At 62.3% G+C, this 13520-nt stretch carries 14 protein-coding genes and 1 tRNA gene; 10 read left to right on the forward strand and 5 right to left on the reverse strand.

Features of this window, described 5'->3' with window-relative positions; genetic code table 11:
* Window positions 1-3 precede the first annotated feature (3 nt).
* The gene (locus tag ABWV64_RS07260; RefSeq protein WP_353343587.1) at window positions 4-348 is read left to right on the forward strand and encodes a YbaB/EbfC family nucleoid-associated protein; all 345 of its coding nucleotides are present in this window, start codon (window positions 4-6) and stop codon (window positions 346-348) included.
* 112 nt (window positions 349-460) lie between these two features.
* The gene (gene recR / locus ABWV64_RS07265) at window positions 461-1054 is read left to right on the forward strand and encodes a recombination mediator RecR (protein WP_353343588.1); all 594 of its coding nucleotides are present in this window, start codon (window positions 461-463) and stop codon (window positions 1052-1054) included.
* A gap of 99 nt (window positions 1055-1153) precedes the next feature.
* On the opposite strand, the gene ABWV64_RS07270 is transcribed toward recR, so the two are convergent.
* Window positions 1154-1810 (reverse strand): ribonuclease T2 family protein, encoded by a 657-nt coding sequence (locus ABWV64_RS07270; RefSeq protein WP_353343589.1) that lies wholly within the window; start codon window positions 1808-1810, stop codon window positions 1154-1156.
* A gap of 185 nt (window positions 1811-1995) precedes the next feature.
* Here ABWV64_RS07270 and ABWV64_RS07275 point away from each other — a divergent pair, with 185 nt between their 5' ends.
* Window positions 1996-2739: a DUF1013 domain-containing protein gene (locus ABWV64_RS07275; RefSeq protein ID WP_353343590.1), complete on the forward strand. Its 744-nt coding sequence runs from the start codon at window positions 1996-1998 to the stop codon at window positions 2737-2739.
* Between the two features lie 264 nt (window positions 2740-3003).
* Here the strand turns inward: ABWV64_RS07275 and ABWV64_RS07280 are convergent.
* From ABWV64_RS07280 to ABWV64_RS07295, 4 genes are all read right to left on the reverse strand, one after another.
* Window positions 3004-3079: transfer RNA gene (locus ABWV64_RS07280), tRNA-Thr, on the reverse strand.
* Between the two features lie 80 nt (window positions 3080-3159).
* Window positions 3160-4680: a heme biosynthesis protein HemY gene (locus tag ABWV64_RS07285; RefSeq protein ID WP_353343591.1), complete on the reverse strand. Its 1521-nt coding sequence runs from the start codon at window positions 4678-4680 to the stop codon at window positions 3160-3162.
* Window positions 4681-4690: 10 nt separating this feature from the next.
* Entirely contained in the window at window positions 4691-6007 is a 1317-nt protein-coding gene (locus ABWV64_RS07290; RefSeq protein ID WP_353343592.1) for a COG4223 family protein, read from the reverse strand.
* A 197-nt stretch (window positions 6008-6204) separates the two neighbouring features.
* Window positions 6205-6996 (reverse strand): uroporphyrinogen-III synthase, encoded by a 792-nt coding sequence (locus tag ABWV64_RS07295; protein ID WP_353343593.1) that lies wholly within the window; start codon window positions 6994-6996, stop codon window positions 6205-6207.
* Between the two features lie 97 nt (window positions 6997-7093).
* On the opposite strand from ABWV64_RS07295, the gene tsaD reads away from it, so the two are divergent.
* From tsaD to ABWV64_RS07330, 7 genes are all read left to right on the forward strand, one after another.
* Window positions 7094-8191: a tRNA (adenosine(37)-N6)-threonylcarbamoyltransferase complex transferase subunit TsaD gene (gene tsaD / locus ABWV64_RS07300; RefSeq protein WP_353343594.1), complete on the forward strand. Its 1098-nt coding sequence runs from the start codon at window positions 7094-7096 to the stop codon at window positions 8189-8191.
* On the forward strand, window positions 8188-9138 hold the full coding sequence (locus tag ABWV64_RS07305) for an NAD(P)H-dependent glycerol-3-phosphate dehydrogenase (protein WP_353343595.1): 951 nt from the start codon (window positions 8188-8190) through the stop codon (window positions 9136-9138). The genes tsaD and ABWV64_RS07305 overlap by 4 nt, the downstream gene beginning before the upstream one ends.
* A gap of 3 nt (window positions 9139-9141) precedes the next feature.
* Window positions 9142-9414: a YciI family protein gene (locus ABWV64_RS07310; protein WP_353343596.1), complete on the forward strand. Its 273-nt coding sequence runs from the start codon at window positions 9142-9144 to the stop codon at window positions 9412-9414.
* Entirely contained in the window at window positions 9414-9833 is a 420-nt protein-coding gene (locus ABWV64_RS07315) for an EVE domain-containing protein (protein WP_353343597.1), read from the forward strand. The genes ABWV64_RS07310 and ABWV64_RS07315 overlap by 1 nt, the downstream gene beginning before the upstream one ends.
* Window positions 9834-9941: 108 nt before the next feature.
* On the forward strand, window positions 9942-10964 hold the full coding sequence (locus tag ABWV64_RS07320; protein ID WP_353343598.1) for an amidohydrolase family protein: 1023 nt from the start codon (window positions 9942-9944) through the stop codon (window positions 10962-10964).
* A 103-nt stretch (window positions 10965-11067) separates the two neighbouring features.
* Window positions 11068-11910 carry a flagellar motor protein MotB gene (locus ABWV64_RS07325; RefSeq protein ID WP_353343599.1) on the forward strand — a complete coding sequence of 281 codons (843 nt, stop codon included), beginning with the start codon at window positions 11068-11070 and terminating at the stop codon, window positions 11908-11910.
* 286 nt (window positions 11911-12196) lie between these two features.
* Window positions 12197-13498, forward strand: coding sequence for a flagellar hook protein FlgE (locus tag ABWV64_RS07330; RefSeq protein WP_353343600.1), 1302 nt, complete (start codon window positions 12197-12199; stop codon window positions 13496-13498).
* Window positions 13499-13520 lie beyond the last annotated feature (22 nt).

Here is a 13520-nt window from a genome sequence, read left to right on the forward strand (position 1 = left end):
AACATGCTCAAAGGTTTGGGCGCCATGGGTGACATGGCCAAAATGATGAAAGCCGCCAAAGAGATGCAAGAGAAAATGGCCTCCTTGCAAGAGGAGATGCACGCCATCATCGTCACCGGCGAATCCGGCGCGGGATTGGTCAAAGCCACCGCAACGGCAAAGGGCGAATTGAAATCGCTCGACATCGACCCGTCGATTTTCTCCGGCGATGACAAGGAAGTGGTCGAAGACCTGATCCTCGCGGCGATCAAGGACGCCCAGCAAAAGGCCAATGAACGCGCCCAATCGGAGATGAGCAAAATCACCGAAGGCATGGGCCTGCCCGCCGATATGAAACTTCCCTTCTAAGCGGCCCGATACGCCCGCAGGGGGCCGCCAAAAGCGCGCGCCCCTTTGCAGGTTCCCAAAATATCCCCGCCGGAGGCTCCCGCCCCCGCCTCACCCCGCAAGGTTTCCCCCATTGAGCAGCACCCGCGACATCGAAGCCCTGATCGACATGATGGCCAAGCTGCCCGGCCTCGGGCCGCGCTCGGCGCGCCGCGCGGTCTTGCAACTGATCCGTAAGCGCGCGCTGCAAATGGAACCTCTGGCCGACCTGATGACCAACGTGGCCGCAACCGCATGCGAGTGCAGCAACTGCGGCAATATCGCCGCGCAGCCGGTCTGTGAAATCTGCCTGTCGAACGAGCGCGCCATTGGACAGATTTGTGTGGTCGAAGATGTCTCCGACCTTTGGGCGATGGAGCGTTCGGGGGTGTTCAAGGGCCGCTATCATGTGCTCGGCGGCACGCTCTCGGCGCTGGACGCGGTCGGGCCCGAGACCCTGCGCATCCCGAAGCTGGCGCAGCGCGTCGAGGACGAGGAGGTCAGCGAAATCATCCTCGCGCTCAACGCGACGGTCGATGGGCTGACCACCGCCCATTACATCGCCGATCAACTGGAGGGCCGCTGCCGGATCACCACGTTGGCCCAAGGCGTGCCCATCGGCGGCGAGCTCGACTACCTCGACGATGGCACGATCACCGCAGCGCTCAACGCGCGGCGCGAGATTTAGCCAAACCTTCTCCCTCGCCTGCCCCGCGCGCGGCAACTTTCGCGGGCCTGCAGCCGGCTATCGCAGGCGTATTCAAGGTAAATGCAACGCCGCGGCGCTTTACCGAATGGGATCGAAAAGCGCATTCTTTAGCCTGCAGTCGCGCACCACATCTTGGCCGCAGGGCACAGGATCAAGCGATTTTGACAGACAAATCCGCGCCTCTTGGATGCGGCCTGCCTTGCACGTCACCGTGATCATATCCGGCTCCAGCGCAGGATTGGCCTTCATGAAGGCCTCCTCAATCAGCTTGGCGGGCAGGCTCACAGGTTTGGACAATTTGCGAAACACCTCGGGGCGATTGATCGCCGCATAGGCTTGCCGCGCAAGCGCATAATAGTCCGGCGCAGAAAGCCCCGAACACACCCCGTGCTTCTTCCATTGATACCACGCCAACCCCGATGTCCCCATGATATCGGCCATCGCTTGGGTCATCGTGCGCGTCGGCTGGCGGGCGGTTGTCGGGCAAAATGCGGGCCAGCCGCGATGGTATTGCGGCCAAAGCCCGTGCAGGACCCATCCGAAATCCTCGGACGCATCGCATTGCGGCGAGCGCCGCGCATCCCCCTCCAGCGCGCACCATGTCGGCGACCAGCTGAGCGCCATGACATAATAGTCAAATTCGCCCGAAGGCTCGCCATCCGCATGGGCGGCAGAGGCCGAAAACAGGCCAAGCGCCATCAAAATGGCTTGAACGACACGCGTGAGGGACCGCATTCACTCTTTCCTTATGCAATTTTGCGCAGTATATAGCCTGCAAGTTCCCCCACAATGGAAACCAGACCCTTCCCGAAGGGCCGCCTCTTTCAGGCGACGGGAAAGATTTGCCCCGATGGTCTCTCCGGCGTGGCCCGCCCGCCGGTGGCGCAACATCCGGCGCGAGATTTTGTAAGGAGGCCGATATGGCAAAACCGATTATGGCAAAGGCCACAGCCGTTTGGCTTGTGGACAACACCACTCTTACCTTCAAGCAGATTGCCGATTTCACCGGCATGCATGAGTTGGAAGTCCAAGGCATTGCCGATGGCGATGTCGCCGCAGGCGTCAAAGGCTTTGATCCGGTCACCAACAACCAGCTGACCCAAGACGAGATCGATGCGGCCGAGAAAAACCCGCTGCACGCTTTGAAACTGAAGTTCAACGCCGCCGCCGTGGGCGAGGAAAAACGCCGCGGCCCGCGCTATACCCCGCTGTCCAAACGCCAAGACCGCCCTGCGTCGATCCTGTGGCTGGTGAAGTTCCACCCCGAATTGAGCGATGCGCAGGTCTCCAAGCTGGTCGGCACTACAAAGCCGACGATCCAAGCGATCCGCGAGCGCACCCATTGGAACATCGCCAACATCCAACCGATCGATCCGGTCGCCTTGGGGCTTTGCAAGCAATCCGAGCTGGATGCCGCCGTGCAAAAAGCCGCCGCGAAAAAGGCGGCCGAAGGCGCGGCAATGACCGACGACGAGCGCCGCAAGCTGCTCTCGACCGAGCAAAGCCTGTCGATGGATCCCGAACCCAAAATCCCCAGCGCGATCGAGGGCCTCGAGACATTCTCGCTCTCCGATGACCGCGAAGAGAAAGAAGAAGAGAAGGTCTTTGATGCCGACACGTTCTTCAACCTTCCCGGCAATGATGACGACGACGACGACGCGTAAACGCGCGACCCTCAGAGCGATAACAAAAGCCCGCGCAGATTTGCGCGGGCTTTTGCTTTTGCGGACCGACCCGCCCCAAGGTGCAGGGGTCTGTTTGGCCCGCGCCAACATGCGATATGCGCCAATGATGGCCGACGCGCATCGTCGCCGCGTAGGACAATCACCCAAAGCAAAACAGCAGACATACAAAGGGAGATAGAGAGGCGGATTGATGAAAATCAATCCAAATTACGTCTTTCAAAACAACAATTTATAAGGAAATTTTGGTGCCGCTGAAGGGACTCGAACCCCCGACCCCATCATTACGAATGACGTGCTCTACCATCTGAGCTACAGCGGCCAGCGGGGCGGATATCGCCCCGTATGCGCAGCGCTTTACCACCACGTTTCGCGATGGAAAAGCAAATTCTGCGCGCGGCTTCAGGCTTTGTCTGGCACGACTTCGGCGTCGATCACCTCGGCCTGCGCGCCCTCTGCCTGTGTGGCTGTTTCGTCCGAGGCGACGTCGGCGTCCTCGACTACCTCCGCGCTGGCATCAGCGGCCTCTTGATCGCTGTTGTCCTCAATCGCGCCGACGATGAGCGGGAGCATAGCCGCCCCCGATGCGCCCATGATCTCGCTTTCTTTCGGTGTCTTCCACGCCAATGTATCGACGCCCTGACATTGATCGCAAACCGGCATCCATTCGCCGTGGACGTGATTGCAATTCTCGCACACCCATTGCGGGCCGCGCGGGGCATTGAGCGCGCGGGTGAGCCAGCCGCGCACAACGGCGTCCGCCGCGCCTTCGCCGCGGTCAATGGCCGCCATGATCGTCAAAACCCTCGCATCAGGCGAGCTCTCCAATAGATCACCCAAAGCGCGGCGGGCGGCGGGGAAGTCTTCGGCCGCGATATTCAATTCGGCCATGAGCAGCTTTGTCTCGCGGTGATCGGGTTTGATCTTGGCCAATTGCGCAAACCGTTTGATCCGCGCTTGCGGCGTCTCTTCGGGTGCGATCGCGGCAAATGCCGCGGCCAGATCGGGATGCGGCTGCGCGTCCCATGCCTTTTTTATCACCCGCACGGCATAGCGCGGTTTGCCTTGTTCGATATATCCGCGCGCCGCCATCACGGCAGCAGGGATCAAATCGGGCGAGAGCCGGTTGGCCTCGATTGCGGCTTCGCGGGCAGAAATATCATTGCCCTCGTTAAGCACGTCCTTGGCCTCGGACAGAGCCAGAACCGCATCGCGGCGCTGGTGCACATCACGCGGCAAGGTGCCGTATTTGAGCTTGGTGCGCAGCGTGGCGCGCGCACCGGCCCAATCTTGGGCGCGAGCCTGAAGTTGCAAAAGCGTGTCTTGAGTCTCGGCATGTTTGGGTTTGAGCGCCAAAGCCTTCTCGGCCAATTTGCGCGCCGTTTCCGTATCGCCGTTGGCGAGCTTTTGCTTCATGATCCCGCGCACCCCGACAAACCGCGTGCGGTCATCGGCCAAAAGCCGTTTATAGACGGTTTCCGCCTTGCGCGTATCGCCCACCATTTCGGCCGCTTGCGCGGTGATCAGGTTGGTCAACTCCGGTTTGCGCAGGTATTTTTCCGCCTTGGCCGCCTTGGCCATAGCCAGATTGCCTTCGCCCGAAGCCAAGGCCATCACGCCTTCAGAAAGCGCCTCGAACCCTTTGCGTTCGCGGTTACGGTCGAAATAGCGGGTGATCGCGGTCTCGTCGCCATTGATGAATTTCAATACCGCAATCGCAAGCGACAGCAGTTTGAGCAAAAGCCAGACCGCCGCCACAAGGACGATCATCGCCAATACGGCTTTGAGCGGTGTCAGGTTCAGCTCGATACCGCCCAGCGCGATCCGCACGCCCCCTTCCATATCCAATAGCGCAGAAGCGCCCAGCGTTGCCGCCGCCACGAGGACCACGAATAGAACTATTTTCACTACCGACCAAAGCATCGCGTTATCCTCAATTCTGGTTCAGATCTTGCGCAAGCGCATCCGCCGCCGCAACCGCGTCAAGACGGGCCTGCGCTTGGGACAGCCAATCGCCCATCACGGCCCGCGCCGCCTCGGGCAAACTGGCAAGCTCGGCCATTGTATCGTTCAACCGCCCCGCATCGAGCGCGGCCTCGGCGCGCGACAAAATCGCATCGGCATCATCGCCCTCGCGCGGCGCAAGCGAGCGCGCGCCAAGCTGCGCCTTCAAAAAGCCGGTCAATCCGCCGCCCGCGTCTGGTCCCGCATCCTTGCGCGCCTGTGCCAAAGCAGCGCGCGCCGCCGCCGGATAGCCGGCGCGCAGCGTCGCCAATGTCGGTGCGCCCTCTTGCGCCAACGCGCCAAGCGCCGCCGGTGCCTCCACGCCCGCCTCGGCCAGATCCGCAAGTGCAGGCGCAAAAGCCGATCCGCTGTCGAGCGCGGCCTGCACCCGCGCCAAAGCGGCACGCGCGAGGGTGGATTTGGCACTGTCTTCGGCGCTGGCCTCGGCCTGCGCGGCAGCGGCCGCAGCGGCGTCCAAAGCGGCGCGCTGCTCTGCCATCGAGGTTTGCAAGGCCTGAAGCTCGGCCTCATAGGCTTTCACCGCCTCGGGCGAAAGCGAAGACGACACGCCAGAGCTTTCCAATTGCGCGAGCCGCGCTTCAAGCGCCGCAGTGCGGTCCGACAAAGCCGCGATCTGCGCGCTCGCATCACCGGCTAAATCCTGCGCCTCGGCCAATCCTTGCTCCAGCGCGGATGTATCAACCGACGCAGGCTTTGCCGATTGCAACGCCGTGACATCCTCGCGTAGCGCCTCCAGCGCCGCACGATCACCCGCAGGCGCATCGAGCCACACATAAGCGGCACCAAAGCCAAGCCCTGCGGCAATCACCCCGCCCAAGAGCGCCGGAAAAAACCCGCCGCTTTGCTCGGGTGCGCCTTGGACAGTGGCCACAGCAACAGGCGCGGCAGATTGATCCGCAGCATCCGCAGATTTCGCGTCGTCGCCCGCATTCTCCTCGAGGGCCTGCGGCGCGGCAGGCGCCTGCGTTTCCTCCGTGGCATCCGCCAAATCATCTGTCTTTGCCTCAGAGGAGTTTTCGGACAGGTCCTGCGCGGGAGGCTCCGCCGCATCGGGTTCACCCATGTCCGTCGCGGCTTGAGGTGCTGGGGTAGCGTCAGCCGCAGCGGCGTCGCTGGCGCTCGGCGTATCCGCCGCTGCGCCATCCTTGCCCGTGCTGGCACCCTCACCGGCCTGTGCCGCCTTGGCCGATTTGCTTCCCGCTTTCGACTGCATCGTCTCGATCACCCCTTCGATTCCCTTAGAGGTTTGCGCCTCTGCGGCCTTGGCCTCATCGGCCTTGGTCTGCGTTTTCGCCTTCGCAGTTGGCGTCTTGGCCGCAGCGCTGCGCGCCTTTGAGGGACTCTTTGGGTTGGGCTTGCTGGGTTTTGCCACCTGTCGGACCTCTGATTCTCGAAAATACATTTAACCTGTGCTGTCTTAGCCTAATGCGGACTGGGGCGACCCTCAAGGCGCTCTGCTGCGTCACACAGTCTCTTCAGCCCCGCGAGCATGGCGTCAGACGACGGGCGATCAGCCACTTCGATGCGCGCATCACCGCGCCCGTCCAAGGCGTTAGCGGCGGCCTTGCTGATCGCGAGAACCCACATGGGGGCTGGAGATTCGCCTAAAAGCGACAACCGCGCCGCGCCCAATGGCGAGAAAACCGGCGCGATGATCACATCCGCTTGCGCCGCCTGCGCGGTCAGATCGGCCTTGTTTTGCACGCTTACCGGAACGTCGTCCTGACGATATAACACCGCCTCGTCGCAAGGGATGCCTGCCGCGCTCAATCGCTGTGCCACCCGCCCGCGCCCCTGCGCGCCGCGCAGATGCATGAGCGGGCCGTTTTGGCCTTTGGCGCAAATATCCGCGATCAATTCCTCGGCCGTTCCATCCGACGACATGGCACGCATCCCCAAATCACGCGCAGCTTGCGCCGTAACGTCGCCCACACAATAGGCAGGAATATCGCGGCTCCCCCCGCCCAAAGCATAGGCCGCAACCGCATTTTGCGAGGTAAAGACAGCGCCGCGATAGGCGCTCATATCCGGCACTGGCCCGCAGGGCACGATTTCGGCGAGCGGAAGGACCATGATCTGCGGCGCCTGCTTGCTCGCAACCAAAGCGCCGCCCTCGCCACCGTCCGACCCGTGGACATGATAGAGCGCGCGAAACTCTTGCGCAAAACGCTCGGACGCGGCGCGCGGGCGAGTGAGAAGGATCAAAGCAGACATGGCGCGCCGATATTGTTTGCAACTGCCTAAGGTGTTACCTGCCCCATAAGCGCGGCGCAACCGCGCCGCCCCTGCAACGCCAAAGGTCCCGCCGCAGATGCAACGACACAGCCTCACCCTTCTCGGCCTCGAAAGCAGCTGCGATGACACCGCCGCTGCCGTCGTGCGCGTCGGGCCGGACGGGGCCGAGGTGCTGTCCTCTATCGTCGAGGGGCAAATGGACCTGCACCGCGATTTTGGCGGCGTTGTGCCCGAAATCGCTGCCCGCGCCCATGCGGAAAAGCTCGATATCTGCGTGCGCGCGGCTCTGGATGAGGCGGCGCTGGGTCTTGGCGATCTGGATGGCGTGGCGGTCACCGCCGGTCCGGGATTGATCGGCGGCGTATTGTCGGGCGTTATGTGCGCCAAAGGCATCGCGGCGGGGGCCGGTTTGCCCTTGATCGGCGTGAACCATCTGGCAGGCCATGCTTTGACGCCGCGCCTGACCGACAACGCCGCATTTCCCTATCTGATGCTCTTGGTCTCGGGCGGGCATTGCCAGTTTCTATTGGTGCGCGGGGCGCAAGAGTTCACCCGCCTTGGCGGCACCATCGACGATGCCCCGGGTGAGGCCTTTGACAAAACCGCGCGGCTTTTGGGCCTGCCGCAACCGGGCGGTCCCTCGGTCGAGGCGGCGGCCAAATCGGGCAATCCCAAAGCCCACCGCTTTCCGCGCCCCCTGCTCGACCGCGAGGGGTGCGACATGTCTTTTTCGGGTCTCAAAACCGCGATCCTGCGCGCCCGCGACGCGCGCGTGGCCGAAGCGGGTGGATTAACCGCCCAAGACCAAGCCGATTTCGCCGCCAGCTTCCAAGCCGCCATTGCGGAGGTCTTGACCGAAAAGACCCGCCGCGCTTTGGCGCTCTACCAAGGCGAAGCCCCAGATACGCCGCTTTTGGCGGTGGCGGGCGGCGTCGCGGCCAATGGCACGATCCGCGCGGCGCTCGAAGCCCTGTGCCTTGAGCGCGGCGTGACCTTCAGCGCGCCGCCGCTGCGCCTGTGCACCGACAATGCCGCGATGATTGCCTATGCGGGCGCGGCCTTGATGGCCGAAGGTGTCCGCCACGATATGACCCTTGCCGCGCGGCCCCGCTGGCCCTTGGATCAAAACAGCGCTGCGATGCTGGGCAGCGGCAAGAAGGGAGCAAAAGCATGAGCATAGCCATTCTTGGCGGCGGTGCATTTGGCACGGCTCTGGCCGTGGCCATCGGCAAGACCCGCCCCATAACGCTTTGGGCGCGCGATGCCGCGCCTTTGCTCGAGACCCGCGAGAGCCCGCGTTTGCGCGGCGTGCGCCTGCCCGATAGCGTGACGGTGACGGCTGACCTCGACGCGGCGCTCGGCGCCGATGTGCTTCTCTTCGCTATGCCGATGCAAAGCCTTGACGGGTTTGCGGACCGGATCAAAGCGCCGCTTGCCGGAAAGGCGCTTGTGGCCTGCTGCAAGGGCATTGATCTGCACCATTTGCACGGCCCCGCCGCGATCCTTGCGCAGCATTGGCCAAGCGCCACGCCCGCGATCCTCACCGGCCCCAGTTTCGCCGCCGACATCGCGCGCGGATTGCCCACGGCATTGACCTTGGCCTGCGCCGATGCGGCCACCGCGCAGGCCTTGCAAGACCAGCTTTCGACGCCAAGCTTGCGCCTCTACCGCACGGCGGATGTGACCGGAGCCGAGCTTGGCGGCGCGCTCAAGAATGTCATCGCGATTGCTTGCGGCGCCGCCATTGGCGAGGGCATGGGCGACAGCGCCCGCGCCGCCGTCATCACCCGCGGCTTTGCTGAAATGACCCGCCTTGCCGTGCATTTGGGCGCGCGCGCCGAAACGCTCACCGGCCTGTCGGGATTTGGCGATCTGGTGCTGACCTGCACCTCCGAGCAATCGCGCAATTACCGCTTCGGGCTGTCCTTGGGGCGCGGCGATGCCTTTGATCCGGCCCTCACCGTCGAAGGTGTCAAAACCGCCGAAGCGGTCACAAAACTGGCGCGCCAAACCGGTATCGAAATGCCGATCTGCCAGATGGTTCATGAAATTTCAGGTGGCGGAATCAGCGTTGCCGAGGCTATCCAATACCTGCTCAACCGTCCCCTCAAGGAGGAATAACCCATGCTCATCGCCCTTATGGCCAAAGACAAATCCGGCGCGCTACAAACCCGCAAAGACAACCGCGACGCGCATCTGGCCTATATCGCCGACACCGGCGTTGTGGCGCAGGCCGGTCCGTTGCTCGACAGTGACGGGCAAATGGCCGGATCTTTGGTGATCCTTGATGTCGAGGACATGCAGGCGGCTGAAAGCTGGGCCGCAAAGGACCCCTATGCGCTTGCGGGTCTGTTCGAGAGCGTCACTTTGACCCAATGGAACAAGGTCATCGGGTAATGCGCTACTGGCTGTTCAAATCCGAACCGGACACGTGGGGCTGGCACGACCAGAAAGCCAAGGGCGATGCGGGCGAGGAATGGGACGGCGTGCGCAATTACCAAGCGCGCAACTTTATGCGCGAGATGGCGTTCGGAGATCGCGGATTTTTCTACCATTCGCAAAAGGAAAAAGCCGTGGTCGGCATTGTCGAGGTCTGCGCCCCCGCCCACCCCGACAGCAGCACCGATGACCCGCGCTGGGACTGTGTCGATATCCGCGCCGTCGCCGATATGCCCCGTCCGGTCACCTTGGCCGAGATCAAGGCCGAGCCGCGTCTTGCCGGTATGGCCCTTGTCAAATCCGCCCGCCTGTCGGTGCAGCCGGTGAGCGAAGAGGAATGGCAAATCGTTTGCACGATGGGCGAATTTGCGGGCTAGGGTCATTTGGCCTGCGGAACATGATTTTGCTGGCGCGCGCTCTATCCCTATGCCAGTTTTCCATTCGAGGATCGCGCACGGACAGGCGCGATGAGAGGGAGAGAGACCATGGCGAACGCACCGCGCGAGATGATGAAACATGTGATGAACCGGCCCGAATGGCTCGGCAAACTGCGCGAGGACATTCTCGAGCCGGACCTGCCGATCATCGACCCGCATCATCACCTTTGGGATCGTCTGGGCCCTTATTTTTGCGACGAGTTGCTCGCCGATCTGACCTCTGGTCACAACGTCAAGGCGTCGGTTTTTATCCAATGCCGCTGGGCGCATAAGACCGATGGGCCGGAGCATCTGCGCCCTGTGGGCGAGACGGAATTCGTCGTCGGCGTGGCTGAAGAGGCCGCCGCGAAAAACCCCGCCATAAATGCCTGCGGGGGCATCGTCGCCTTTGCCGACCTGACCAAACCCGACCTTCTGGACGAGACGATCGAGGCGCATAAAGCCGCCGCAAAGGGCCGCCTGCGCGGTATCCGCCATATCACCGCCGTGGACCCCGGATTTGACGACGCGCTGCCCGATATTAAACCGCGGCTGATGATGCAGGAGGATTTTCGCGCAGGCTTTGCCAAACTCGCGGGCCACGGGCTGAGCTTTGATGCGTGGCTCTATCATCCGCAGATCGCGGAATTCACCGATCTGGCGCGCGCGCATCCTGAAACGGTAATGGTTCTGGATCATTTTGGCGGGCCGCTTGGCGTCGGCCCATACCGCGGGCGCGGCGACGACGTATTCGCCGATTGGAAAGCCTCGATGAGCGAACTGGCGAAATGCCCCAATGCCCGTGTCAAATTGGGCGGGCTGGCGATGGATGTGAACGGGTTCGATTTGCATCTGCATCCCCTGCCGCCGTCTTCGGGGGAAATGGCCCGGCTTTGGCGGCCCTATATGGAAACCGCGATCGAGTTGTTCGGCGCAGACCGCTGCATGTTCGAAAGCAACTTCCCCGTGGATCGCGGTGCTTGCGATTATCCGGTCCTGTGGAACGCGTTCAAACGCATCGCCGCAGGGGCCAGTGCCAATGAAAAAGCCGCGCTATTCCATGACACTGCGGCCAAGGTCTATCGCCTTTGAACTAAAGCCCGTTTTTTAAAAATCTCCCTATCCTGCGGATGTTAAGCACACAGTAAGCGCGCCGCTGATACCTCTGGCCTCGGGTGAAAAACGAGGTGGTGAGATGAGCGGACAAAGCAATGTCGCGCCGATAATCATTAAGCGCAAAAAGGTCATCGCTGGTGGGCACCACGGCGGTGCTTGGAAGGTCGCCTATGCCGACTTTGTGACTGCGATGATGGCCTTTTTCTTGTTGATGTGGCTGTTGAACGCGACGACCGAAAAGCAACGCAAAGGCATTGCCGACTACTTCTCTCCGACGATCCCGATCAACCGCGTATCGGGCGGCGGCGACGGGGCCTTTGGCGGCGATAGCGTGTTTTCCGAATTCACCCTGCCCAAGAACGGCACAGGCGCGACCAACCTGCGCCCGACACCGCAAGCGCAGGCGCGCGGCGAAAGCGGCGTCACCGCAGAAGGCGAGAACCGCGCCGCCGAGGACGCCGCCTTCAAAGAGATGGAAGCCGCCTTGATGGGGCGCGGCGGCGAAAGCATGGCCACGCAAGAACAGCTCAAACACATCGTGACCCGCGTCACCGACGAAGGGCTGGTGATCGAGCTCTTCTCGCTTGAGGGCGCGCCGCTCTTTGACCCTGACACCGATGCACCGACCGCTTTGCTCGAAGATCTGGCGCGGATGCTCGCCAAGATCACCAAGCTGGTCGAAAACCCCGTCGCGGTCGAAGGCCATGTGCGCGCGCAACCTGTTGTCGTGGCCAAAAATCCGGTCTGGGAGGTGTCGACCCGACGCGCCGATGCCATGCGCGCCATGATGGAAGCACAGGGTATGAGCCGCAGCCGCGTTCAGCGCGTGACCGGACATGCCGACCGCGAACCCGCCGTGGGCAATACGATGGCCCTGCGCAATGACCGGCTTGAGGTCACTTTGCTGCGGCAAAACCTCTAGGCAGGCGAAAGACCGATACAGCAGACAGCTTAAATTGTCCGCAAATCGCGCCGCCCGCCTATGGCGGCGCGAGTCCCCACGCAAAGAACGGCGCGGTGAAACCATCAAACCTCTGAGAAACAAGCGGATTTAAAGGATACCCGCGGATTGCCGCAGGCCTTTGAGAACCGCGATGGGTCGGGGTGTTTGAAATAGGTCGAATTTTACCTATTAGCCGCCTGTTAAGCGAAGCGCCCTAATGCTGGAGCCCAGACGAATGGGTTGATGCAGCAGAAAGGCGTATCGTATGACTATTTCCTCCTCGCTCAATGCCGGTGTGGCGGGCCTTCAGGCCAACGCAACGCGGCTTGCGACGATTTCCGACAACATCTCGAACTCGGCCACCTATGGCTACAAACGCATGGAGGCGGATTTTCACTCGATGGTGATTTCCTCGACCGGCGGCACCTATTCCGCAGGCGGTGTGCGCACCACGACGCAGCGGTTGATCGACGAAAGCGGCGCGCTGGTATCGACCTCCAACGCCACCGATCTGGCGGTGCGCGGCCGCGGCATGTTGCCCGTCTCGCAAGCCACCGAAGTCGAGGTCGCCAATGGCGACACACAAATGTTCCTGACCACCACAGGATCGTTCCGCACCGACGCCGAAGGCTACCTGCGCTCTGAATCGGGTCTGGTTCTTATGGGTTGGCCTGCGGATCCGGACGGGACGATCCCGACATACCCGCGCGATACATCCGACGGTTTGGAGCCGATCCAGATCAATGTGAACCAGTTCTCCGGCGAGCCGACGACCAATATGGCTTTGGGCGTCAACCTGCCCGCCACCGACACCGACGCAGGATCGGTCAACGACCCTTGGGAGCTTTCGGTCGAATACTTCGATAACCTTGGCACCTCCGAGAGCATCAACATCGAATTCACCGCCACCGTTCCGGCCACCGGATCATCTAACGAATGGACGATGATCATGCGCGACTCGGCCACGGGGGCGACCGTCATCGGCGAATACACCCTGACCTTTGACGACAGCCGCACCGCAGGCGGCACGCTCAATGCGGTGACAACAACCACCGGCGGCGCCTATGACGCCGTCACCGGCTCGATTATCGTCAACGTCGACGGCGGCCCGATGGAGATCAACATCGGCAAACTCGGCGATGCTGATGGTCTGACCCAACTCTCCGACAGCTTCGCCCCCGTATCGATCAGCAAGGACGGATCGCCCGTCGGCAATATGACCGGCGTCGAGGTCGATGCGAACGGCTATGTCCACGCCTTCTTTGACACCGGTATCACCCGCACCATCTATCAGGTGCCGCTGGTCGATCTGCCCAACCCGAACGGCATGGTCGCGCTGGACCACCAGACCTACCTGCCCTCGCCCGAAAGCGGCTCCTACTTCTTGTGGGATGCAGGCGACGGCCCGACCGGTGACATCGTGGCCTTCGCGCGCGAGGAATCGGCCACCGATGTGGCGGGCGAATTGACCGCCATGATCCAGACCCAGCGCGCCTATTCGTCGAACGCCAAAGTCATCCAGACCGTCGACGAGATGCTGCAAGAGACCACCAACATCAAACGTTGATCGGCTGACACGCGTCGGTGTG

The organism is Litorivita sp. NS0012-18 (assembly GCF_040371945.1).
GTDB lineage: Bacteria > Pseudomonadota > Alphaproteobacteria > Rhodobacterales > Rhodobacteraceae > Litorivita.

Bases quoted from the DNA above. Each gene is read 5' to 3' on its own strand.
- ABWV64_RS07260 (WP_353343587.1), top strand. From the start codon at position 4: ATGCTCAAAGGTTTGGGCGCCATGGGTGACATGGCCAAAATGATGAAA.
- ABWV64_RS07270 (WP_353343589.1), bottom strand. From the start codon at position 1,810: ATGCGGTCCCTCACGCGTGTCGTTCAAGCCATTTTGATGGCGCTTGGC.
- ABWV64_RS07275 (WP_353343590.1), top strand. From the start codon at position 1,996: ATGGCAAAACCGATTATGGCAAAGGCCACAGCCGTTTGGCTTGTGGAC.
- ABWV64_RS07285 (WP_353343591.1), bottom strand. From the start codon at position 4,680: ATGCTTTGGTCGGTAGTGAAAATAGTTCTATTCGTGGTCCTCGTGGCG.
- ABWV64_RS07295 (WP_353343593.1), bottom strand. From the start codon at position 6,996: ATGTCTGCTTTGATCCTTCTCACTCGCCCGCGCGCCGCGTCCGAGCGT.
- tsaD (WP_353343594.1), top strand. From the start codon at position 7,094: ATGCAACGACACAGCCTCACCCTTCTCGGCCTCGAAAGCAGCTGCGAT.
- ABWV64_RS07305 (WP_353343595.1), top strand. From the start codon at position 8,188: ATGAGCATAGCCATTCTTGGCGGCGGTGCATTTGGCACGGCTCTGGCC.
- ABWV64_RS07310 (WP_353343596.1), top strand. From the start codon at position 9,142: ATGCTCATCGCCCTTATGGCCAAAGACAAATCCGGCGCGCTACAAACC.
- ABWV64_RS07315 (WP_353343597.1), top strand. From the start codon at position 9,414: ATGCGCTACTGGCTGTTCAAATCCGAACCGGACACGTGGGGCTGGCAC.
- ABWV64_RS07320 (WP_353343598.1), top strand. From the start codon at position 9,942: ATGGCGAACGCACCGCGCGAGATGATGAAACATGTGATGAACCGGCCC.
- ABWV64_RS07325 (WP_353343599.1), top strand. From the start codon at position 11,068: ATGAGCGGACAAAGCAATGTCGCGCCGATAATCATTAAGCGCAAAAAG.
- ABWV64_RS07330 (WP_353343600.1), top strand. From the start codon at position 12,197: ATGACTATTTCCTCCTCGCTCAATGCCGGTGTGGCGGGCCTTCAGGCC.